Genomic DNA, 23225 nt, shown 5'->3' with positions numbered 1-23225 from the left:
ATCTCCTCGGAGCCACGCAGGCTTAACAATCGTAACACCAGCCTCGTAGTAAACGACTAACTCCGCGCAATCCGCATGAGCAAGGTCGTTTCATGTCACGGAGCCGAGTGTTCGTGAGAGTTCAGGAAGACCGTCAGATCGCACAGCCATAGCCCGTTGTATGTTAGCCGGCATGTACATCGCGAGCGATGGAAACTCACCGGCTGCCGCAGGGAAACAGGTCGACAAATGAGCCATTCCGAGTCACGAGCGGCAAATCCGTTTGTACGCAACGTCGTTGAGGCGGAGGCTGTCGCGGGTAATATGTTTTCGCAGAAGCCGGCGCGATGTGGGTCTGTAAACTTACCAGCATCGTCCGGATCCGAGCCGTGCATCGCTGACATGGTCCGACAGGAGATCTTGAAGGATGTGCTCATGCAAATACGTACGTCCTACCTCGACCGCGATCTCCTGAACCCGCATTTTCGCGATTTCACTATATCCGCAAATCGCGCCTTACATTTTCGGCGCGACCGCCGAGGTCATGACAGCCCGATCACATTCGGTTCCGCGCCAGGAGCAACATCCCGCAGTATCCTTGTGGCCGCCCCGGTGCGAACGGGCCGCCGCGTGTTGGCAGATCTAATTGAAGCGATGTTCGGCCGTGAACCCGCGTTTCACCGAATTTCGCTCGGAGGAGGACAAACCGAGGTCGTGCAGTTACCTTTGGTTCGCGTCGTCTGGCCCGTGCACGGGAGCGTCCACGAGTTCGCTAACGCCGTACTTGCGGCTTTCGACGCTGCCTTGGACACAGACTATGCTCGGCTGGCGGCTACTCCTTTATTCAGTGACCGGCACCTTCTTGTTGTCGTCCGCTGCCTAGCAGTCGTCACGAATCTTGGTCTATTAGTCGTCGAGCGGATTAATACTGCGGAGGCGATCACAAAAACCGCGGCCCTCACTTGGAGCGCGATTGCAGAATTCAGCAGGACGACTGGAATTCCGGTTTTGTGTATGGCGACACCAGGCGCAGCGCTCGCTGCACTTCGATCAGGACTCTCCTGCAATGCACCGTTCGAGATTTGCCCGTCCGAGAGTTGCACCGATGACTTCTGGCTACAAGTTTGCGGGTCGATCTACGCTTTCACCGTAGGAAGAGGAAGTGTGTATCCAGGGCCTATGCCCAATTGGCTACCGAATGCTGTGCATAGGCTGACGCATGGCTATCCGGGACTCGCTTCTAAGGTACTGACAAGCATGGCTGTCGAAAGCGCTGCTGCCTCGGACGCCCGGACCATCACACGAAACATGCTCACGTCTTCTGGAAAGCGCGCACTTATGCTGGATCAGCCCAGCCTTGACCAAATCGCGGCGTTCCGCAGGCGCCGCGGAGAAAGACTGCCGGACGTCCGCATATTCGGAGACTGGTTGCCTCTGCATGAACTCCGGTCGTTGCAGGTGACACACGCAAATGACGGAAAAGGACTGGCCTGCCATGTTAATGACGTTGTATGAAGCTGGCCCATCTGAGACGGCCCTCAGCCTCGCAACCGCAACTGCTGACACGACTTTTAGTCCGCGCATTCGTCAAATCGTCACCACCGTATTCCGCCGCGGCAATCCCCTGCTCCACACCGCTCCTTGCCGCATAGGGCAATTTTGTAACCTCACGAACCGGCTCTATGGTGAACCTCGCCAGGTATTGATGGAGCGAACGCTCTACCCTCTGTTCATGTCGTGCTTGACGGCGTCGTTAGCTCAGAGGTTAGAGTGGCAGGTCTGTTCGACCGATCAGCCTCGCTTATGCTGCCCGAGTCTGCCGTTGCCGATACAAAGCGCCAACAGGTACGGCCTTGAATGCAAGGAGTGCACCGCGCTGTCACTTCAAGCGACAGGGCGACGATGCTCATTCACATTCCACTGCATTCCACTTTTGACTCGATGCGCTATTCACGACACCGCGCTGACATTGGCTGACCCGTGCAGCGCGCACGAGATCAACATGAGGGTATTGGATGAACGAAGTCGACGCTCAAACAGTCTGCGGCTGGGAAAAATTCTGTACCGAACGTACCAGTCCGCGAAGGTCCAGTCCGCCGTTGAGGATGTACGGATCCTCATACGCGAGAGGGGATACGTCCCCGAGCACGGACGGTTGCGAGCGAAGGACTTCAGCAACGACTTCCTTGCCTTTTTCTCGGACGGATTTGAGGACGAGCGCATTATCGTTTGGATCAGAGAGCTCGGCATGCTTTCGCCTGCGCTGCGCTCGTTGCTCTACGACGACCGCCCGGCGCATCCCGTCGCGGTCGCTCTACTGCGGATGGCTTTGGATGTGATCGCCTGCAAACGACCGACAGCCCGCCTCAGGGCTCCCAAACAAGTCGATGGCAGGAGTTCGCCGCCTAATGAGGTCGAGCGACGGGCGAAACGGACGCTCTGGGAACAGCACCTCGCACGAGGGATAGGATTGACGCGCACACAAGCAAGGTTGGCGGCACCCGCTCTGTGGCGATGGCTCAATCTGTACGATCACGATTGGCTGCTCGCGCATCAAGTCCCACCCCTCCGCAAGTCCAATGGTGGGCGGCGCATCCAATGCAACGATGCGATCAGCAGCTTAGTAAAGGCCAGTTTGCGCGACGCTTGCAACCCCACAGATGCCGACCGGCCGAAGTGGAAATATCGGGCGCGGATCAGTTGCGGCTTGACGCAGCGGGTTTTCGATCGATTAGTTAAGGATCGACCGTAAGTACGCGAGGAGTTATATTTTCTGTAAGCGTAGGGACGGCGTGCGGACTACAAATTGGGCCGAGCGAAGTCGCGAGGGCGGAGGAAGCACTTGCAACTGCACACAGTTAAGCGTAGCATAAAACGACCCAATTTCCATAGTACTGCGAAATAGCTATTTTGTCAAGTGCTCGAGGGCGAGACGGAGTCTAACCGCAAGTAAACGTTGGAGACTTAGACAAGTGCTGAGAGCGACGAACTAAACCATCGCACAAAAAACTACGGCGCATCAGGGCTGGCCCCCTAATGCGCCGTCTGGCTGGTGCACCCTTAGTCAGGGTTCACGCGATCACACGCGCGTAGAATCTCACAAACGGGTGCGCCTTGTCAACACACGCCTATACAAAGGCACAAGGACGCTCCATGACGAAGAAAACACCGCAGCAACCGAATCGCACGATAGTGCGAAAAGTACGCGTCACGACTTCGCGCGACCTGACCGGACTCCCCCCGCCGGTACTCCCCAGTTCGAAGCGAGTGTCGCCACCTGCTGTCGCGAACGCGCCAGCCACCTCAGACGCGCCGTCAAGCACGGAACCGACGGAGAGCGAAGCGAGACCCTCTTCCGCGCCAGGCACCGCGCCTAACAGCGAAGCTGATAAAGAGCATCTGACAGCTTGTGCTCCGAAAGACTTCGGAAGCGGCCCCTCTCGAACCTGAGCTTACACAGCCTGGGCGACCAATCGACCTGGCGGTGAGAGAACGGATGCCATGTGAGCGATTTCTCGGCCGTTCTAAGTAGCTACGCATGGTGGATCTGGCATCGAGCGATAGTGCCCACTTTGTGGGGCGCGTGGCCCTTTGCGCCCCACAAGAGCATTACCCATATTCATGTGCCCGGCGTGTCGTCGCCCGGCAATCGGGAAATCGGTGGTCATGGGGAGGACGCAATGAGCACGGACGGTAACTCATCGAGCAGCTCTGAGATCGCACCGGTCACGAAGATCGAGGGAAACCCTCTCCAGCAGAACATACGAGCCATTCCAACGCTTCAAGAAGCGATGACGCTTACTACGCGTTATCCAAATCTAGAGCCCGAAAGTTCGACGCCACACGAGTTAATTGTAGGGGGAGCCGCCGATACGTTTGTGAGCAATCCAGAAGTCGGTCGAGCATTCGTAAGCGTCGTCTCCCTTATGTGGAGTTCTTATCACGACCGGGACCTTCGCAATCCAGAGTATCGCGAGTACGCTACAAATGCAGCCGCCTTTTTCCGGACCGAACCTAAGAGAGGTAGACACCTCGTCCCTTTACGCTTTGGTATCGCCCCACATGCAAAGCAACGAGGCATGATCTTAATCGCCCCGGTACGAATGGGTCGACGCTTGCTCGCGGACATCCTCCAGTCTGAAATTGGAAGCAAACCGCGCGCCGTCCGAATTCCAGCAGCGGACCGGTTCACAGACTACCTCCAGCTTCCTTGCCTGCGAATGCACTGGCCGCTCAATGGAGAACTTGGTGGGTTCGCTCAAGGATTCTTTGGGGCGTTCGACGCGGCATTCAACACAGTGTTGGCAGACAGCGTACGTTCTATGCGCTTTCGTGAGAGAGATATTCTTCCGGCGATATGTACTCTGGGCGTTGCGGCAAACCTAGGCTTGCTCATTGTTGAGCGCATCAACGTTGATGGCGCCACTAAAACAGGAGCGGCTGCAACGTGGAGTGGGATAGCCCAGTTCACACGAACAACGGGAATTCCAGTCCTCTGCCTCGCGACACCAGGCGCAGTAGCCCTTGGTCTTCGCTGGCTGCCAGGTTCACGCGGGGATTTAACAGGCGCCGAGCCGGTCGAACTCGTTCCAATAAGGAGCTCTCGCGACGAGCGCTGGGTATCGATATGTCGAGCGCAGTTCGATGCGACGTTGGGGGTCCTTCGGATCGGTCCTATGCCGCACTGGCTTCCGGACGCCGCCTACTTACTGACCCTGGGTTTCCCAGGGCTGTTAGCGAACGCGCTCAGAGGCATCGCCCTGCATCTTGCTACCCTTGAAGCGAAGGTGTTCAACGAAAAAATCTTCATTAAGTACGGCAAGCTCGCTCTGCTATTGGAAACGCCGGACATCGATGCAGTTAAAGCTATCCTGGCGCAACCAAAGCCCAGCCCAGCTTCACTTATTAAATATAGCGACTGGTTGCCTTTTTCGAAGCTCCGACCCGTGATTTCTCTACCGGAACTGGAAGGCTGAAAAGTCAATGTACCGGAACTGGATAGTGTCCGCCACCATGGTTCGAGAGCGGCAAATTGCCAGGACCGTTTTCGCAAAGCTCGCGAAACGCTCCGAGATCTCGCTGCTGCATCTCGCACACCGGTGTTCACCTGGAAAGCTCGAGCACGCGCAGCGAAGGGAGTTGACAGGCCGCATCAATGACGGATCGACCAGTCCGTCGACCTCAGAACACCTGCCATCTGAAGACTACGTATGGAAAAGTTCAATGTGTTCGATCTGCCTCTGCCCTTCGAGATGCCACCTTTGGTCACGCTTCCAAAGCGAGATTCGCACGGCGTGCTGCACGGAGCCAAATATGTACCGTTCGCCGAACCCGGGGACCTGACGTTTGGAACCCGCAGCACATGGCCCGGAGTCAAGGTTCTTCGGACCCATATAGCCCTGTCGATGAACGAACTGCGCGCCATTCTGCATTTCAGCTTTTTTCCATACGTCAGAGACATCCGAGAAGAATATCCAGTGTACGACCGCGACGCGTATTACCGGGCAAAAGCGAACGCTGTCCGTATGCGGAGGGCTGATCTCAAGAGATGTGACATCAACCTGACCTTGGTACTCCCACCTGACTTGGGTTTGCATTACCACATAGTCTCCATCAAAGACAGTGACGATGAACTTGAGCCACCGACGCTAACAAGGGAAGTGAACGAAAAGTCGGCCATCCTAGAACGTGAATGGACTTGGCAAATGATCCGCGGCAACCGCTTCACGAAGAAGGCCTATGGTAATAATTTTTTGATGAGTCGCTGGATTACACAAATGAACATCTGGGATTACTACGATGAAGCACGAATACTCGCAGGTCGCATGAAAACACGGTCGCTCCGGGGAACGCTTGCACACATTCTCGAGCGTCACGCTCGACACATGGGCGTGTCAATCGACCATGCCTTCGAGTTGTTTGCAGTGGCCGCCTCCTTCGGATTTTTGTACGTGGATCACAACAAATATCTGCGTGAGGACTTGCCGCTGTTCCTTCGTGAGGATCTCGATGAAAAAGGAAAACCCGCCCCTTAAACCTCCAGTTGCCGACGACATTGTCTTGTCACAGCTGCGGCAGCTTCACGAGGCGGTTTGGCCCGCAAACCTTTACCGCTACGCGATCTACACGCTTTCGGACGACGAAGAGGGCGTAGCTTACATCGCCGTTGCATGGGAACCAGACTCGAGAACCCTCTATGCTCAGACGATCAACGTTGGGACGCCTCCACCCGCATGCCGCATTCCGAGACCCATTAATGTAGACGCTCATGACTGGGCGTCAAGAGTGAGGCCCATAGAAAAGTTGATCCGCCCACGATGCATGGATTTGCCACTCGCCAACGTGCCCGTGAGCTCCTTGGTCGGTTGGGAGGATCGCGTGTCCTTGGTCAAAGCACTCCTCATGGTCGACACAGTTGGAAAGGGACGACCATCCAACTTCATTGTCAATGACTTCATAATCATCGACTCCTCGCTTCGAAGTCAACGTATCGAAGAGATGCGCAAAGCAATCGGCGGAGGGAAAGGATTCAGATCGTACGTCCTAAAAGTAGTGACGAAGTTCTTTTGGTACGGAGGAGATTACGGGGCAGATGACGGGAAAGGCTGGAACACGCTGCTTGCCCGAACCGAAGACCGCGGAGGTCCTGGGAAGAGACGCCTTTCACCTGCGACAAAACCTGGGCCGCTGTCGGCAAAAGAAAAGCTCGACAAAGCCCGCGCCGAGGCAAAGGGCAAAAATTACGTCCGAAAAGCAAGACGCGTCGACGCGCAAGATATCGAGAACATGAAGGAGGGCCTCCAACTCGATTGGGCGGGGGGTGACAAGGTGAGCTTAGCCACGACCCATAGCCGAATGATCCCCCGACGCTATAAGTATCGTCCCGTTGACGATACTCCATCATATCGTCGCATGAGGTACAGATATAAGGAAATCGTCCAAGACAATAGATTGCTTGCACTAAGAAATGGACCGCAAGCTACATCCAAAGATGTGGATCCGCGGCCGGGAACGTCAAGCGAGCTAACTCAATCTGTTATCGAGATCCTGGATATCGACGGGTTTCACTTTAAGATTCCCGTCGGCGCCCGTGTTTTGGGAAAGATCCAAGCCGTATCTTTGATCTTGATCCTCGCTATCTCACGTTTGACCGGAGCCGTCCGGGGATATGCCATATGTACCCAAGGTGAAACCGGCGAGGGTTACCTGAGATGCCTTATTTCCGCGTTACTTCCTATGAACTACTATTTGTCTGAACTTGGATTAGATCCGCTTCCGGGGCTGCTGACTGGAAATTTCGACGGAATCTGCAATGACAATGGTCCGGGGAAGTCGCGCGCAGTTCGCTCGTCGGTATCAAATGCCTACGGCGGAATAATGTTCAACCCCCCTGGGGCTAGGCCGGATCTAAGGCCAGTCGGCGAGCGCTTCAATGAGATACTGATACACATCGTGTCAGAACAGACCGAACAAGGCTACTCGCGCGAAAACAATCTTTTCGAAAGGGCAAAACGTCGTGAGAGGTCTAAGCTTTCGCCCATTTTGCCTCGTCCGCTTGAGAGGGTCGTCCTGCAGGCGATCGATATATATAACCGAACGACCGATAAATCGAAACTTCGCACGGCGACGATGCGAGACACGGGCTGCGACATAACTCCTGCCAAGCTTCACGAATACCATCAGAAGAGGCGGCATGGAAAGGGGACTCGCATTCGAAGTGCAGATGAAGTTTTCGATATCTTCATACCGTGGACGCCAAGGACCTGCAATGACGCGCTTGTTCACTGGGAGAAAGCTCGCTACTCGTCCGCCGAGCTCAAGGATGCTGCGATCGTGCACTCACGCAGACCGGGAAAGGAAGCGTTTGTTGTCGGAGTCAAGAGCCCTTATCGCAAGGCCGGCAAGATCCTGTGCCGAATTCCGGAAGGGCAAGTCTTCGAGATCGAGATGATCGAGGAGGACAAGATCCGGTTTGGAGAAGACCTGACATGGTTGGAACTGACTTTTGCGAAGATGGACGACGATATACGACGAGCCGAGGCGGCACATGAGAAAGCGAAGCTGACTCAGCCGACGAAACGAAAGTCGGTTCAGAGGGTCAGCGTGAAGACTCAGCAGCAGTTAGACGACATCGAGCGCTCTCGCACCGATGAGTTCGCAGGCGCTGTCGGAGCGACCAAGAGCGCAGCGAAGCGCAACTCCACTGCCTTCCGCGCGCAACAGTTGTTGGAACAACAGAAAATTGCATATGGCGTGAATGGGCAGTTGGCAGATGAAGCTGGCGCCGAAGGAATTCCGTCCGGTACGTCCGAGGACGCGACCGTGGACGATACGCATTTGAGCGATGATCCACTCGCCGATGCAGCTAGACTGGCAGAAAAAGCTTACCTCGCGAGAGGTAAGCAAGGCGATCCGACGAAATAGGACAATCCTCCAATAACCACCGCGGACGCCGCGGCCGCGGGATACATTAGCGCTCTTTATCCCCAACTATTGAGCAACTGCGACGAAACTTGACAGCAAACTGAACCGTAAAACTTATTGAAATTGCGCCCGCGGTGGTTGGCACGGCTCTGCCGCGCCAGGAAAGCCACGATAGCGTGTATCTGCATTTAATGTCTCAATTTATCCGCAACTAATGTCTCTCGACACCACGCTCTCACGCTCCGCGCGGATCAGACGATCGCCGCGGGCTCCGCCGGTACCGGAACCTGCGTGACGGTCACGCGGGCGTCGTCGAGGATCATGTCGGCGCCTTTCTCCGCGACCATCATGGTGGGCGCATTGAGGTTGCCCGACGTGATGTTCGGGAAAATCGACGCATCCACGATACGCAAGCCCTCGATGCCATGCACGCGCAACCGCTCGTCGACGACCGCGGTGCCCGCGTCGGGTCCCATCGCGCAGGAACCGCACAGATGGTAGATCGAGCCCGACTGCTCGCGGAAGTATTCCAGCATGTCGGCGTCGCTCTTCACGTCCGGTCCCGGCGAGATTTCCTCCCCCGTGATCGCGCGCAACGCGGCCGAACTCATGATCTTGCGCACGAGCTTGCTGCCCTGCACGGCTTCGCGGATGTCCTTCGGCGTCGTCAGTGCGTTGATGCGGATCTTCGCGGCATCCTCCACCCGACTCGACGCGATCTCGATCGAGCCGCGGCTCGTCGGCCGGCACGGGTTGAAGCACAGCAGGAAGCCCGAATACGGCTCGGGTTCGAGCTGCGCCTTGCTGCTCTTCGGAATGCGATACGAGAGCGGATTGAAATACAGCTGGAGGTTCGGCTGCGTCTCGTCGTCATCGCCCTTGAAGAAGCCGCCCGACTGGTTGACGCTCATCGAAAGCGGACCCTTGCGCGACGTCAGATACCGCATCGCGGCCTTGACCTTGCCGAAGAGCGAACCGAGCTCGTCGTTCAGCGTCTTGACCGTCGCGCGATAGTAGAAGCTCACGCACAGGTGATCCTGCAGGTTCTTGCCGACCGCGGGCAGATCGTGCACGACCGGAATGCCGTGCCTCGCGAGCAGCGATGCCTCGCCGAGACCGGAGAGCTGCATCAGCTTGGGCGAATCCACCGCGCCCGCCGACAGGATCACTTCACGCTTCGCGCGGAACTGGAATGACTCGCCGTTGCGCGATGCCGCCACGCCCGTCGCGCGCTTGCCCTCGAACAGCACGCGGCTCACGCTGACATTACGCTCCACGCGCAGATTCTTGCGTCCGAGCACCGGATGCAGATACTCGAAGCTGCTCGACGAGCGCTCGCCATGGCGCGCGTTGATGTCGTAGATGGTCGCGCCTTCGTAATCCGCGCCGTTGATGTCGCCGGTCACGGGGTAACCCGCCTGCCGCGCGCCTTGAAGGAACGTGCCGCAGATCGGGTGCGCGCCTTCCTTCATCGACGAAATGCTGATTTTGCCGTGCGCGCCGTGATATTCCGTGTCGCCCGCCCAATGCGATTCCAGGCGGCGGAAGTACGGCAGCACATCGCGATAACCCCAGCCCGCATTGCCCGCGCGCGCCCAGTCGTCGAAATCGTGCGGCTGGCCGCGCACGTAGATCATCGCGTTGATCGAGCCCGAGCCGCCCTGCACCTTGCCGCGCGGGCAATACAGCGAGCGGTCCTTCAGTTGCGCTTCCGGCTCGCTGTAGTACATCCAGTTGAATTCCGGGTTGTAATAGGTCTTCGTGAACCCGACCGGAATCCTGAACCAGAACGAATCGTCCGCGCCGCCCGCTTCGAGCAGCAGCACCGAATGCTCGCCGGACTCGGTGAGCCGATTGGCGAGAATGCAGCCCGCCGATCCCGCGCCGACGATGATGTAATCGAAATCCATGCTCTTCATGCTTTGCCTTCAGCCCTTCGCGGGCGCGAGATCCTTCACGTCGGCGGCCTTCGCGGCCATCTGCAGATGCAGGCGCTCGCCGGTGTACGGCGTATGCGCGCGCACGACGTCCATGTTCAGTTCGACGCCGAGACCCGGCTCCGTCGACGGAATGATGTAGCCGTCTTCCCAGCGGATCTTCGTCTTGAGCACATCCGCGTGGAAGCCGTCCCATGTGCCGATGCTTTCCTGAATCAGGAAATTCGGCGAGCAGGCGGCGATCTGAATGCTCGCCGCCGCGCCCACCGGGCCGTTGTAGAGATGCGGCGCGATCTGCGCGTAATACACCTCGGCGAGACTCGCGATCTTCTTCGCTTCGAGCAGACCGCCCACGCGCCCGACGTTGAACTGCAGAATCGACGCCGCACGCGCTTCGAGCAGCTTGAAGAATTCGTACTTGGTCGTGAGACGCTCGCCCGCCGCGATCGGAATGCTGGTCTTTTCCGCGACTTGCGCCATCGCGCCTTCCTGCCCCGGCGGCACAGGCTCCTCGAACCACAGCGGATCGAACTTTTCGAGGCGCTGCGCGAGACGGATCGCCGAGGACGGCACCATCTGGCCATGCGTGCCGAACAGCAGATCGGCCTTGCTGCCGACCGCCTCGCGCACCTTGCGGCAGAAGGTCTCGCAGCGGTCCATCACTTCGAGCGAAATCTGATGTCCGGAGTACGCGGTGTACGGGCCGGCCGGGTCGAACTTCACCGCGGTAAAGCCCAGCGCGACGTTGTGCGCGGCGCATTCGGCGGCGAGGTCGGGGTCGTCGTAGTCGTATTCGCCGCGCGCGTTCTTCGGATAGAGATACGTGTACGAACGCAGGCGCTCGTGCACGCGCCCGCCGAGCAGCTCATAGACCGGTTTGCCCGCCGCCTTGCCGATGATGTCCCAGCACGCCATTTCGAGGCCGCTCACGACGCCCATCATCGTGAGATCGGGGCGCTGCGTGAAGCCGCTCGAATACGCCTCGCGATAGAAGCGCTCGACATGATGCGGATCGTGACCGAGCAGATAGCGCTCGAATACGTCTTCGATGATCGGCGTCATCGCTTTCGGATGGAACGTCGCGGAGTAAATCTCGCCGACGCCCTCGATGCCGCACGCCGTGCGCAGCTTCACGAAAATCCAGTACATGCCGCCGATATGCGGTGGCGGCACCGCGACGACATACGTTTCCAGCGCGGCGATCTTCATTGTTGCGCTCCCAGTTTGTTGAGTCGATGTTTGAAGACGAGCCCGGCCACGCCGCCCAGCGTCGACATGCACGCGATATAGCCGAAGTAGAGCTGATAGCCGTGCGCGCCGGGATAGTTCTGCGTGAGATAGCCATTGATGAGCGGCAGCACCGCATCGGGGGAATAGCCGATCACCGAGACGAGGCCGATGGCGAGGCCCATCGTTTCCGCGGGCACCTTGCATTGGTCGAGCAGCGACCAGTAGAGGCCGCGAATCGCGTATGTCATCACGCCGATGAAGAGCACGACAACCGCGATGAGCGCGTGGCTGCCTATCGAAGGCGCGGCCATCAACACGAGCAGCGCCGCGGCGGCCGCGAACAGCGCGAACACGAGCACGGATGTCTTCGAGAAGCGATCGCCGAGAAAGCCGCCGCCGATGCCGCCGATCGGGCGCATCCACAGCTTGGCCGTGGTGATGAAGCCCGCCGCGACCACCGACAAGCCGATCTCCTTCTCATGCAGATACGCGGAGAAGCTGTACGTGGCCCAGAACACCTGATAGCCGCAGAACACGATCGCCGAAAGCAGCAACAGTTGCGGGTTCTTCAGCAGCACGCCGAGGTCGCGGAACACGTTGCGCTTTTCGCGCGTGGCTTGCGCGGGCTGCGCGCCTTCAGGATCGCGCACGAGGCCGAGCACTACGCCGAGCCCGATGCACAGGAATGCGTACATATAGACGACGAGGCGAAAGCCCGCCGCCGTCGATTCGCCGCGCGTCTGCGTGATCCATGCGAACAGCGTGATCGCGATGGTCGCGAGCAGCGCTTCGATCAGCCCGCGGCCGCCGTCGAGAAAGCCGAAGAAGCGGCCTTGCTCGTCGGCGCCCGCGATCAGCGACACGCGCTTGATGATAGCGGCCCAGAACGTGAGGCCCGTCGTCAGGCCCCAGCAGCCGAAGATCATGATCAGCGAGGCGAACGACGGCGCTGTCGAGTACCACAGCCCGAGCGCGCCCGTCGCGATCAGCGAGAAGCAGATGAGCACGCGCGGTGCGACACGGTCTGCGAGCCAGCCGCTCGGCAGATAGCAGACGAGGAAGATCGTGCCGAGTGCGGAGTACAGATAGCCGAGTTGGGCTTCGGTGATATGGAAGACTTCGAGCATCGTCGGCTGATAAACCTGCCGCAGATACAGAATCGGGTAGATTGCGCCGGCCGCGATCACGAGCAGCGCAAGCTGCAGATAACGGTTCGCGCGCGTGGCTTCGCGCGGCGCGGCCACGCTCTGGCCGGATTGAACGGGATTCGATGACACAGACGTGCTCCTTGGAAGGCGGCGGCGCGCGGCGTGTGGAAGCCGCGCGGCCGGGCCTTCAATATGTTTTTGTTGAAGATAAGAAAACGAATGCGGCCGGCGGCGGCCGCGAGGATCAGTACTTCATGACGACGAGACGCGTCTGCGTGAACTCGAGCATGCCGTGCTTGCCGTCGTCGCCGCCGATGCCGGAGCGCTTCCAGCCCGAGTGAAAGCCCTGGTACGGATCGGCCGGCGTGCGGTTGATGTAAAGCTCGCCGGCTTCGATCGCGTTGGCGATCTTCATCGCCGTGCGATAGTTCTCCGTATAGAGCACCGACGAAAGACCGAACTGGTGATCGTTCGCCATCGCGAGCGCTTCGTCGATCGCGCTGTACTTCAGCACCGCGAGCACGGGGCCGAAGGTCTCTTCCTGAACGATCTCCATGTCCTGGCGGCAGTTCGAAAGCAGCGTCGGCGGATAGAAGAAGCCTTTGCGGCTCGGCACCGCGCCGCCGGTTTCCAGCTTCGCGCCTGCTTCGACCGCGCGGACCACCATCGCGTGAACGCCGTCGCGCGACGCCTTGTTCACGAGCGGGCCCATGTAGTTCGCGTCCTCGTAGCGATCGCCGATATGCTTCGCGTTCATCTGCTCGCGCAGCAGGCCGACGAATTCATCGTGGATGCTTTCGTGCACATAGACGCGCTCGATGGCCGTGCAAAGCTGGCCGCTGTGCGTGAGCTTCGACGCGACGAGTTCGCGCGCGGCCTTCGGCAGATCGGCATCCGGCTCGACGATCGCGGGCGTCTTGCCGCCAAGCTCCAGCGAAGGCTTCGCGATGTTCGCCTTGCAGTATTCGAGCACCTTGCGGCCCGCGTTGACGCTGCCCGTCAGCGTGATCATGCCGACCTTCGGATGCGTGCAGACGGCTTCGGCCGTCGCGTGATCCATCGCAAGAATATTGACGACGCCCGCCGGCAGCGCCGCGCGCTCGACGGCCCGCGCGAGCTCGAACGCCGACAGCGGCGTGTTGTTGCTCGGACGCACGACGACCGTATTGCCAGCGATCAGCGCGGGCGCGATCTTGCGCATCAGCGTGTAGATCGGGAAGTTGAACGGAATCAGGCACGCGACCACGCCGATCGGCTCGCGATGCAGCACGAGGTTCTCGTTCGGCGTATCGCTCGGAATGACTTCGCCTTCGATGCGGCGCGCCCACTCCGCGTGATAGCGCGTGATCTGCGCGGCGTAGACGGCTTCGTTGGTCGCATCGGTCAGGCTCTTGCCGGACTCCATCGCGAGCGCCGCGCCGATATCGGCGGAGGCTTCGACGATCGCGTCCGCGAGGCGCTGCATGTCGGCGGCGCGCTCGGCGGCGGGCATCAGGCGCCACAGGCGTTGCGCCTGCGCGGCCTGCTCGACGGCCCTGAGCGCCTCTTCGCGCGATGCGCTCTGAACGTGGCCCAGCACCTCTTCGGTCGCGGGATTCAGGACGGCGGTGACGTCATCGCTCATGGACTCGATGAAACGTCCGTTCACGAAATTCCGTTCTAGCTTCATGTCTGGCGATTTCCTTGGTTGCTGTGCGCCGTGTCACCGCGGGCCACGCCTGCGGCATTCCAACGCATTTGCGGCTCATTTTTCCGTGCCTCGCGCTGCAACGACAAGCGAAGAATTTTCTGGAAGAACATTCGAAAAACTCACGATTGCTGTTCGACTAAATCCTTTTGCAGTCCCTCTTCCGTCGCGCACAATCCGTCGCTCGTGGTTCCGCCTTTTCGATGGTTGGGACTTCTTCACGAAAAAGTAAAAAACTTGAGACTTTCATGAGAATCAAAGCAATTTCGCTGGCCGCGCTCGCGTGCATCGCCTCCACCGCTCATGCGCAAAGCAGCGTCACCTTGTACGGCATCCTCGACGAAGGGTTCGACTACACGAGCAATGTCGGCGGGCAGCATGTCTATGAACTCACGAGCGGCTACGCGGCGGGCAGCCGCTGGGGCATGCGCGGCGTCGAGGATCTGGGCGGCGGAACGAAGGCCGTATTCCAGCTGGAAAGCGGCGTGAACATCAGCAACGGCGCGGCCGGGCAAGGCGGCCGCATGTTCGGCCGGCAGGCTTATGTCGGCGTGAGCAATCAGCGTTTCGGCTCGGTCAAGCTCGGCCGTCAGTACGATTCCGTCGTCGACTATCTCGCGCCGACGACAGCCAACGGCAACTGGGCGGGCTATCTCTTCGCGCATCCGTTCGACAACGACAACACCGACAACTCGTTTCGCGTGAACAACACGGTGAAGTACACGAGCCCGTCGATCGGCGGCTTGCAGTTCGGCGGCACGTACAGCTTCAGCAACGACACGAACTTCGCGAACAACCGGCAGTACAGCGTCGGGGCATCGTATGCGAACGGCGGCCTGCTGTTCGGCGCGGCTTACCTGCGCGCGGACGGCACGGGTCTGAGCACGAACGGCGCGATCGCGACCAACGATGCGAGCTTCATCGCATCGCGCATGCAGATCTTCGGCGCGGGCATCAATTACACGTTCGGCAACGCAACGGCGGGCTTTGCGTACACGAACTCGAGCTATCGCGATCCGGTGACGAACGGGTATATCGGCTTGCCGCTCGCATCTGACGGCAATGCCCTGAAGAACCTCAGGTATCAGAACTTCGAAGTGAACGGGAAGTATCAGTTCACGCCGGCGTTCTTCGTCGGCGCGCAATACGTGTACTCGATCGAGACGTACGATTCGACGGCGGGCACCGTGAAGCCGCGCATCCACTCGGCCGGTCTGATGGCCGATTACTTCCTGTCGAAGCGCACGGATGTGTACGTGCAGGGCGCGTATCAGAAGATCGCGGGCAAATCGACCGATTCGGTGATGGATCAGGCGTTCATTCCGGGCACGCAGGGCTTGTCGTCGAATTCGGAGCAGTTCGTCGCGCGCGTGGCGTTGCGGCACGCGTTCTGACGTGGCGTAGTACGAATCGAAATGCGCCGTCCGCGCCCGCGCGTGCGCGGACGGCGCCGAACCCAACGAATCCCGCCGAATCCCGCCTAATCCCTAAGTGTCTCCTAAGCTTTCCTCCACTAACCTTGCGGCTTTCGTGAACGCGAATGCGCCGCAAGATGAATCTCTCGCTACCCCGCACCGCTTCGCGTGGTCCAACTCCATGACCGCACGGAGACACGCCATGAGGGTATTGCTCGTCGAAGACGACCACATGATCGGCGAAGCCGTTCAGGACGAATTGCGCGAAAGCAGCTACGCCGTCGATTGGGTGCGCGACGGCAAGCTCGCGCTCACGAGCTTCGCGACACACGTGTACGACGCGATCCTGCTCGACCTCGGCCTGCCCGGCGCCGATGGCCTCGACGTTCTGCGCGCCGTGCGCCGCGGGGCGGATCACGTGCCGATCATCATCATCACGGCGCGCGATTCCGTCGAAGACCGCATACGCGGCCTCGATGAAGGCGCCGACGATTACCTCATCAAGCCCTTCGATATCGCCGAGCTGCGAGCGCGCATGCGCGCCGTGATCCGCCGCCGTGGCGGACAGGCCGCGCCGATCATGACGAACGGCGTGCTCACGCTCGATCCGGCAACACGCGAAGCCACGTCCGGCGATACCGCCACGCGCCTTTCCAGCCGCGAATTCGCGCTCCTGCAGGCGCTCATGCTCCGTCCCGGCGCAATCCTCTCGCGCGCGGAGCTCGAAGACCGCATCTACGGCTGGAACGAGGAAGTGGAAAGCAACGCCGTGGAATTCCTGATTCACTCGCTGCGCAAGAAGCTCGGCGCCACCGCGATCAAGAACGTGCGCGGCGTCGGCTGGATGGTCTCGAAGCAGTCATGAGGCGCTCGCTTCAGTTCAGGCTGTCGGCCTGGCTGTCGGCGCTCATCGTCGCAATCGCGGCAGCGGGCGGCGTCATCGCGTTCAAGACGGCGCTTCATGAGGCCAACGAGTTGCAGGACGGCCAGCTGAAGCAGATCGCCGCGCTCGTCACGCCGCGCACCCTCCCGGTGATGGAGCGCGAAGCGCTCCCCAGGGTCGCGGGCGCGGAGCCGGAAGCGAAGCTCGTCATCCAGACGCTCGGCGAGCGCGCGCCGCTCTCGGTCGCGCCGGATTTGCCCGACGGCTTGCAGAACGCGCTCGTCGATGGCACGCCGTGGCGTCTCGCCATCAAGACGCTCGAAGACGGCACGCGCGTCGTCATCGGTCAGAAGACGAAGGGCCGCGATGAAATCGCCCGCAACAGCGCGCTCGCCACCGTGATGCCCTTCGCCGCGCTCGCGCTCGTGCTGCTGGCGGCGCTGCATCTGATCGTGCGGCGCATGTTCCGCCCGCTCGCCGCGCTCTCCGCCAGCCTCGACACGCGGCCCGAGCACGATCTCTCCGCGCTGTCCGGCGACGCGCTGCCGAGCGAGATCGCGCCCTTTGTCGTCGCGATCAACCGGCTGCTCGCGCGCGTGGAGGCGTCGGTGGCGCTGCAGCGCCGCTTTGTCGCCGATGCCGCGCACGAACTGCGCTCGCCGCTGACCGCGCTGTCGCTGCAGGCCGAGCGCCTGAGCGCATCCGAATTGCCCGATTCGGCGCGCGAGCGGCTCGACGCGCTCAGGCGCGGTCTCGCGCGCACGCGCTCGCTGCTGCATCAACTGTTGACGCTCGCACGCCTTCAGCAACGCACCGACGCCGACGCCACGCGCCTGCGCGTGCAGGAAGCCTTTCGCAACGTGCTGGAAGACCTGATGCCGCTCGCGGAGGCGAAGCAGATCGATATCGGCGTGTCGAGCGTCGACGATGTTTTCGTCCACGCGCCGCAGGCCGATCTCACGATCATGGTGAAGAATCTCGTCGAGAACGCGATCCGCTATACGCCAGCGGGCGGCCGCGTGGATCTCGCGACGGGCATCTCGAACGCGCGGCCGTGGATTCGCGTGGAGGACAGCGGTCCCGGCATCGCGCCCGAGGAACGCCCGCGCGTGTTCGATCCGTTCTATCGCGTGCTCGGCAGCGACGCGGACGGTTCGGGCCTCGGGCTGTCGATCGTCGGCACGATCGCGGCGCGCATGGGCGCGCAGATCGAACTCGCGGATGCCGTGCCGCGCGGCCTCGTCGTGACCGTCACGATCTGATGCCGCGGCGCGTCGCTCGCGGCCTAAGTTAGCTGCTTACGTGAGCATGCGGGCCGCATCCGGACATACGCGCGCCGCATGCCGGGCATGGGCGCGCCGTGCTATCGTCGATGCGTCATTCCGAAGGGTCATCTGGATGCCGCCATCATGAGCCAAGTGCGCTATCCCCTCGGACCCGATGACCGGGTGCATCTGCTGTGCTGGCTCACGTGCGGATTTCTCGGCGCGTACTACATCGAAGGCGCCTGGCCCGATACCTCGTTTCAGGTGCGCGCGGCGCATCGCTGGCTCGAGCGGCATCATCGCGCGGCGGACTGGATAGAGACCGCGAGGCTTTCGGTCGCGGCGCAGGCGCTGGCCGCGCGCTTCTCGACCATGCTCGACGCCGATGCCTCCCGCGGCGACATCGCGCGCATTCTCGAAGGCGAGGATCTCGACTACGAAAGCGCGCTCGTGCAGCGCATCTATCACGAATGCCGGGCCGAGTTGACGGGCCGCCGCAAGCCGTCGCCCTGACGCGCCTTCATTCTTCCCTCAGTCTAATTCGACGTTCAATTTTCGTGCCGCCTCGCGCGCATGGTCCGGCGCGTCTCGCGTTCGCGTATCGTCATTTTTTTGACCCGCAAGAATGTGCGGAACCCCACATTGGCGCACAAGGCGCGGCGCTACCATCGGCGCGCCTGCCTGCACATCGATGTTCGCGCCTCCCGGCCGTGTTGCGGATCACCGGGCGACAAGCGGCTACACCGTCAGCGGCCAAAACGATGAAAACAATCGACACTGAACGGAGGGTGATATGCAGCGCAGCAATCGTCCGCTTCTTTCCCAAGCCCGACTTGGCCGCGCGCGCCTGCGGCCGCTCGCGATGCTCGTGCCGCTCGTCGCGGGACTCGCGTGCGCGAACCCCGCCGGTGCAGCGCCGCCCTTGCCGAGCGGCGGCCAGTTCGTCAAAGGCAGCGGCGCGATCAGCGGCGGCGGTCAGTCGCTGACGATCGATCAGACGTCATCGCGCGGCGTGATCGACTGGAACAGCTTTTCCATCGGCGGCGGGCGGCGGGTGACATTCAACAACGGCAGCGGCGCGACGCTCAATCGCGTGACGGGCGGCGATCCGTCCGTGATCCTCGGCCAGCTCAACGCCACGGGCAGCGTATATCTCGTCAATCCGCAGGGCGTGCTGGTCGGTCCGGGCGGGGTCGTCGCGACGGGCGGGCGCTTCGTCGCATCGGCCTTGGACATCGGCAACGACGCGTTCATGCAGGGCGGCCCGCTCACGCTCTCGGGCGGCGGCAATGGCGTCGTCATCAATCTCGGCAAGATCGGATCGTCCGGCGGCGATGTGTTCCTCGTGTCGCGCACGCTCACGGCAAATTTCGGCAGCATCAGCGCGCCGCAAGGCACGGCCGAGCTCGCGACGGGCAGCCAGGTGCTGTTGCAGGACGCGTCCGGCGCACAACAGGTCTTCGTGCAGGCGGGCAGCGGCGGCACGGCGATCAACGCCGGCGCGATCCAGGCCGCGCAGGCCAGCCTGCAGGCCGCCGATGGCAACGTCTATGCGCTCGCGGGCAACAGCGCCGCGATCCGCGCAACCGGCACCGCGACGCGCGACGGCCACGTATGGCTCGTCGCCGACAAGGGCACGGTGCACGCGAACGGCAACATCGCCGCGGCAAACGCGGACGGCAGCGGCGGCACGGTCGAAGCGCGCGCCAACACGCTCGAAATCGCGGGCGCCAACGTGCAGGCGCGCACGTGGAAGCTCGGCGCGCCGACCTTCACCGTGGATCAGGCGAACGCGGACGCGCTCGCGCGCAGCCTGGGCAACGGCACGTCCGTCGATGCCGAAGCCAGCGGCGGCGATCTCGCCGTGGTCGGCAATGTGCGGTGGAACGGCAATGCATCGCTCACGCTCGGCGCGGCGCACAGCGTGACGATCGGCACGGGCGCGGCTATCGGCAACACGGGCAACGGCAATCTCACGCTGCGCGCGGATGCGAACGGCATCGGCAACGGCGGCAGCGTGACGAACGGCGGCACGATCGACTGGTCGAAAAGCGGCGGCATCGTCAGCGCGCTCTATGACATGAACGGCAGCTACGCGCCCGGCACCGTGCTCACCAACAGCGGCTGGACCGCCGCGCCGTTCAGCGGGCTCCGTACGCAGGCGACCGCGTACAAGCTCGTCAACGATCTCGCGGATCTGCAAAAGGTATCGCAAGATCTCGCGGGCAACTATGCGCTCGGCAAGAATATCGACGCGAGCGGCACGCTCTATCCGAACTCCTTCACGCCGATCGGCCTGACGACGACCGCGCCCTTCACCGGCCAGTTCGACGGCTTCGGCCACACGATCGACAAGCTTCGGACGGAGTCGGATTTCGAAAACCAGTACGCCGGCATGTTCGGCGTGATCGGCGCGAGCGGGGTCGTGCGCAATCTGAATCTCACCAACAGCACCACGGGCGGTTACACGTCAGGCGCGCTCGGCCTGCTCGCGGGGCAGAACAACGGCCTCGTCACCTACGTCAACACGACGGGCACTGTCGGGCAAAACGGCTTCGGCGGCTTCGGTGCGGGCGGGGTCGTCGGTGTGAACAACGGGATCATCGAGCGTTCGTCGAGCACCGCGGATGTCGGCTATCAGATCCCGGCGGGCGGGCTCGTGGGCGTGAACAACGGCACGATCGCGCAGTCGTATGCGACCGGCTTCACCCGCGGCGGCAATCATGGCTCGACCGGCGGTCTCGCCGCGTACAACAACGGACTGATCACGCAGTCTTATGCGACCGGCGGCGTCGGCGGATTCGGCGGCGGCGGGCTCGTGTACGTCAACGGCGCCACGGGCGTGATCAACGAATCGTTCGCGGTGGGACAAGTCGGCGGCGGCGGGCCTCCGGGCGATCCGGAAGGCGGCATCGCGGGCTACAACCAGGGCGCGATCCATAACAACGTCTACTGGAACAAGGACACGACGATCCGAACGAAGGCCGCCGGATCGAACTCGGGCACCGTACCGCCCGATTCGAACGGCCTCACCACGGCGCAGATGAGCAACGCGTCCAACTTCCTCGACTGGAATATTCCGGCGGGCGGCGTCTGGGCGATGCCCACCGGGGCGACGCATCCCGTGCTGCAGTGGCAGCAGGCGCAGCCTTGAAGCGCGCGCATCGGACGGCCCGGTCGCGCCGTCCGATGCGCTAACTTCCGATCACGAGAAATAGCTCGCCCACCGGCGCCTTCGATCCATTCGGCACCACCGATTTCAATGGAAACCCATACGTTCCCCGAAAGCTCACGAAGCGCCCGATCTGCATGCGAACCCCTGCTCCGACGCTCGCCAGAGACGCATCGTTGACCTCGCCCGCTTCGGGGATGCGATTCCACACGTGCCCCGCGTCGAAGAACACGAACGGCTGCATCGCCGCGATGCCCCACGACATCGCCGGGGCGCGCAGCTCCGTTTGCAGGTTCCATCCGCGATCGCCCTGAGCCGCATAAGGCTCATAGCCGCGCACGGTGGCGTCTCCGCCGAGGCCGAGTTCTTCGCTCGGCAAAAGCGTGCTGCCGGTCCATTGAACGAGCCCGCGCGCCGACGCCGAAAATCCCGACTTGCCGAGCGGCAGGTCGCGCTGCGCGGACAGTTGCAGATATTGATAACGCGGCTTCGCGCCGAGCCGCGCGGCATCGTAGGCTTCGTCGTTGCTGTTGCTGTCGAAGTAGCCGGGACTCGCAAAGAGCGATGCATTCAGGTGCGTGTCGCCCGTGGCGTCGCTATTCGAGAGATCGTAGGCGATGACAAACTGATGGATATGCGTGTTCGCATTGAACACCTGAAAGCCGCCGAATTCGAGGTCGTTGTTCGAGCGCTTGAAGTCGTAGCCCAACTGAACCTGCTGTTGCCAGGCGCCCGCGTTGTCGAGCGGCGGCAGGCGCCAGTCATATCGAAAGCTGAGCTGCGAACTCAGGCCGGTCTGCCCGTAGCTGTCGGGCAAACGCGGCGTGCTCTCGGCGAATACGCCGAACAGCTCGACGCGGTCCAGCCATGGCAGCGGCGCGATCACATTGAACGCATGCGCGATGTAACGCGGGCGATCGGGCCGCCCTTCGATATCCGGATTGCCGCTCAGCAGATCGTTACTCGCGGTCATCTGGTAGCCGATGCGCGCATCGATGCCGAACAGGTTGCCGTAATCGAATCCCGCGAGAATGCGGTCGCGGCCGAGATCGCGCACGCCGTCGTTGTTATAGCCGCCGTAGATGCGAAACGGCAGACGGTCTTCGGTTTGCAGCACGACATCGGTCGTGTTGAGCGCGGTGCCGGGCGCGTAGATCACATCGACACGACGGTACGGATTCGCGTTGAGCAGCGCGAGCCCCGAAGCGACATCGGCTTCGCGGATCGGCTCGCCGCTCGCAAGCGGCATCTCGCGCACGAGCAGCGCATCGGAGAAATAGCGATTGCCTTTCGGTATCACATGCCCCGCGCGAAACGCCGCAATCGCGATCTTCACGACACCATTGCTCACGTCCTGCTCGGGCACGTACACATCGACGAGCGGCTGGCCCGCGGCGCGATAGCGCTGCACGACCGCGCGGCGAATGTCGGCCAGACGCGCGAAGGTCAGCGGCTTCTTGAGATCGGCCGCGAAGGCATCGAGAAAGTCGGGCGTGAGGAGGGGAACGTCCGTCGACGTGATCGCGCCGCCTGCACCTGATTGCGTGACCGCGGCAGGCGCACGAGCATCGGCATCGGCGCGCACGAACGCGATGCCGCGCAGGTCCCGAATCGCGATGTCCTGCGAACCATCGCCGGGTTCCGGCGGCGACGGCAACGCGCGCGGCCGTTCGGCGGCAGGCGGCGCGAGCGGCGCGACATCGCGATAGGACTGCGCAGCGGCATCGCGCGCATGCACGATGCAGACGATCGCAACCGATAAGGCCGTCGCGGCGATCCGATGCACGTCTCCTCCGGCGTCTCTCGTGGGGCTTCGAATGGTATCAGCGGGCGGCGCGCAGCAGTGATGCGCGATCGAACGATGGCGCGGAACGTTTCGTGCAGCCATCACGTCCACGGCGCTTCGCGCACGAAACATGTGCGCTGGCTGCTTCTTTGCGCCCACATGCATCGCGTAGAAATGACACGAGGCGCAACGCGCAGCGAGTAGAAATCACCGCTGACGCACGCGATGCATGTCATCACGCGCCGCTAGTCTTTCTTCCGAGCGCTCAACGCATCTATGATTCAGGGATGCTCGGCTCA

Annotated in this window: 14 protein-coding genes; 9 read left to right on the top strand and 5 right to left on the bottom strand. The window is 61.5% G+C overall.

From position 1 onward, the window contains the following. Nucleotides 1-1981: 1981 nt before the first annotated feature. The 4 genes from AC1Z32_RS07445 to AC1Z32_RS07430 all read left to right on the top strand — a co-directional run bounded on the left by AC1Z32_RS07445 (nt 1982) and on the right by AC1Z32_RS07430 (nt 8403). Nucleotides 1982-2731 carry a hypothetical protein gene (locus tag AC1Z32_RS07445; protein ID WP_483478039.1) on the top strand — a complete coding sequence of 250 codons (750 nt, stop codon included), beginning with the start codon at nt 1982-1984 and terminating at the stop codon, nt 2729-2731. Nucleotides 2732-4058: 1327 nt separating this feature from the next. Further along, nucleotides 4059-4955, top strand: a complete 897-nt coding sequence (locus AC1Z32_RS07440; RefSeq protein WP_483478038.1) for a hypothetical protein — start codon at nt 4059-4061, stop codon at nt 4953-4955. A 234-nt stretch (nt 4956-5189) separates the two neighbouring features. Then, entirely contained in the window at nt 5190-6014 is an 825-nt protein-coding gene (locus AC1Z32_RS07435; RefSeq protein WP_483478037.1) for a PDDEXK family nuclease, read from the top strand. 349 nt (nt 6015-6363) lie between these two features. Then, nucleotides 6364-8403 (top strand): hypothetical protein, encoded by a 2040-nt coding sequence (locus AC1Z32_RS07430; protein ID WP_483478036.1) that lies wholly within the window; start codon nt 6364-6366, stop codon nt 8401-8403. Between the two features lie 251 nt (nt 8404-8654). On the opposite strand, the gene AC1Z32_RS07425 is transcribed toward AC1Z32_RS07430, so the two are convergent. The 4 genes from AC1Z32_RS07425 to aldA form a co-directional block, all read right to left on the bottom strand. After that, nucleotides 8655-10313 carry a GMC family oxidoreductase gene (locus tag AC1Z32_RS07425; protein WP_483478225.1) on the bottom strand — a complete coding sequence of 553 codons (1659 nt, stop codon included), beginning with the start codon at nt 10311-10313 and terminating at the stop codon, nt 8655-8657. 18 nt (nt 10314-10331) lie between these two features. After that, nucleotides 10332-11549: a mandelate racemase/muconate lactonizing enzyme family protein gene (locus tag AC1Z32_RS07420; protein ID WP_483478035.1), complete on the bottom strand. Its 1218-nt coding sequence runs from the start codon at nt 11547-11549 to the stop codon at nt 10332-10334. Next, on the bottom strand, nt 11546-12847 hold the full coding sequence (locus AC1Z32_RS07415) for an MFS transporter (RefSeq protein WP_483478034.1): 1302 nt from the start codon (nt 12845-12847) through the stop codon (nt 11546-11548). The genes AC1Z32_RS07420 and AC1Z32_RS07415 overlap by 4 nt, the downstream gene beginning before the upstream one ends. Before the next feature lie 115 nt (nt 12848-12962). After that, on the bottom strand, nt 12963-14387 hold the full coding sequence (gene aldA / locus AC1Z32_RS07410; protein ID WP_483478033.1) for an aldehyde dehydrogenase: 1425 nt from the start codon (nt 14385-14387) through the stop codon (nt 12963-12965). Between the two features lie 266 nt (nt 14388-14653). Between aldA and AC1Z32_RS07405 the strand changes: the two genes are divergently transcribed. From AC1Z32_RS07405 to AC1Z32_RS07385, 5 genes are all read left to right on the top strand, one after another. Next, entirely contained in the window at nt 14654-15799 is a 1146-nt protein-coding gene (locus tag AC1Z32_RS07405; RefSeq protein ID WP_483478032.1) for a porin, read from the top strand. A 223-nt stretch (nt 15800-16022) separates the two neighbouring features. Then, nucleotides 16023-16685 (top strand): response regulator transcription factor, encoded by a 663-nt coding sequence (locus AC1Z32_RS07400; RefSeq protein WP_483478031.1) that lies wholly within the window; start codon nt 16023-16025, stop codon nt 16683-16685. Continuing rightward, nucleotides 16682-17965 carry an ATP-binding protein gene (locus AC1Z32_RS07395; RefSeq protein WP_483478030.1) on the top strand — a complete coding sequence of 428 codons (1284 nt, stop codon included), beginning with the start codon at nt 16682-16684 and terminating at the stop codon, nt 17963-17965. The genes AC1Z32_RS07400 and AC1Z32_RS07395 overlap by 4 nt, the downstream gene beginning before the upstream one ends. Nucleotides 17966-18112: 147 nt before the next feature. After that, nucleotides 18113-18481: a hypothetical protein gene (locus AC1Z32_RS07390; protein ID WP_483478029.1), complete on the top strand. Its 369-nt coding sequence runs from the start codon at nt 18113-18115 to the stop codon at nt 18479-18481. Nucleotides 18482-18761: 280 nt separating this feature from the next. Next, a complete protein-coding gene (locus tag AC1Z32_RS07385) occupies nt 18762-21122 on the top strand; it encodes a two-partner secretion domain-containing protein (RefSeq protein ID WP_483478028.1) in 2361 nt (786 codons plus the stop codon). A 40-nt stretch (nt 21123-21162) separates the two neighbouring features. Here the strand turns inward: AC1Z32_RS07385 and AC1Z32_RS07380 are convergent, their stop codons facing one another. Continuing rightward, entirely contained in the window at nt 21163-23028 is a 1866-nt protein-coding gene (locus AC1Z32_RS07380; RefSeq protein WP_483478027.1) for a ShlB/FhaC/HecB family hemolysin secretion/activation protein, read from the bottom strand. Between the last annotated feature and the right edge of the window lie 197 nt (nt 23029-23225).

The organism is Caballeronia sp. 11_S32, assembly GCF_056930355.1.
The sequence above is the reverse complement of the archived record's forward strand: the minus strand, read 5'-3'. Positions and strand labels throughout refer to the sequence as shown.

Excerpts from the sequence above, each read along its gene's own strand:
- AC1Z32_RS07445 (WP_483478039.1), top strand. The coding sequence starts at position 1,982 with ATGAGGGTATTGGATGAACGAAGTCGACGCTCAAACAGTCTGCGGCTG.
- AC1Z32_RS07440 (WP_483478038.1), top strand. The coding sequence starts at position 4,059 with ATGATCTTAATCGCCCCGGTACGAATGGGTCGACGCTTGCTCGCGGAC.
- AC1Z32_RS07435 (WP_483478037.1), top strand. The coding sequence starts at position 5,190 with ATGGAAAAGTTCAATGTGTTCGATCTGCCTCTGCCCTTCGAGATGCCA.
- AC1Z32_RS07425 (WP_483478225.1), bottom strand. The coding sequence starts at position 10,313 with ATGGATTTCGATTACATCATCGTCGGCGCGGGATCGGCGGGCTGCATT.
- AC1Z32_RS07420 (WP_483478035.1), bottom strand. The coding sequence starts at position 11,549 with ATGAAGATCGCCGCGCTGGAAACGTATGTCGTCGCGGTGCCGCCACCG.
- aldA (WP_483478033.1), bottom strand. The coding sequence starts at position 14,387 with ATGAAGCTAGAACGGAATTTCGTGAACGGACGTTTCATCGAGTCCATG.
- AC1Z32_RS07405 (WP_483478032.1), top strand. The coding sequence starts at position 14,654 with ATGAGAATCAAAGCAATTTCGCTGGCCGCGCTCGCGTGCATCGCCTCC.
- AC1Z32_RS07400 (WP_483478031.1), top strand. The coding sequence starts at position 16,023 with ATGAGGGTATTGCTCGTCGAAGACGACCACATGATCGGCGAAGCCGTT.
- AC1Z32_RS07395 (WP_483478030.1), top strand. The coding sequence starts at position 16,682 with ATGAGGCGCTCGCTTCAGTTCAGGCTGTCGGCCTGGCTGTCGGCGCTC.
- AC1Z32_RS07390 (WP_483478029.1), top strand. The coding sequence starts at position 18,113 with ATGAGCCAAGTGCGCTATCCCCTCGGACCCGATGACCGGGTGCATCTG.
- AC1Z32_RS07385 (WP_483478028.1), top strand. The coding sequence starts at position 18,762 with ATGCAGCGCAGCAATCGTCCGCTTCTTTCCCAAGCCCGACTTGGCCGC.
- AC1Z32_RS07380 (WP_483478027.1), bottom strand. The coding sequence starts at position 23,028 with ATGGCTGCACGAAACGTTCCGCGCCATCGTTCGATCGCGCATCACTGC.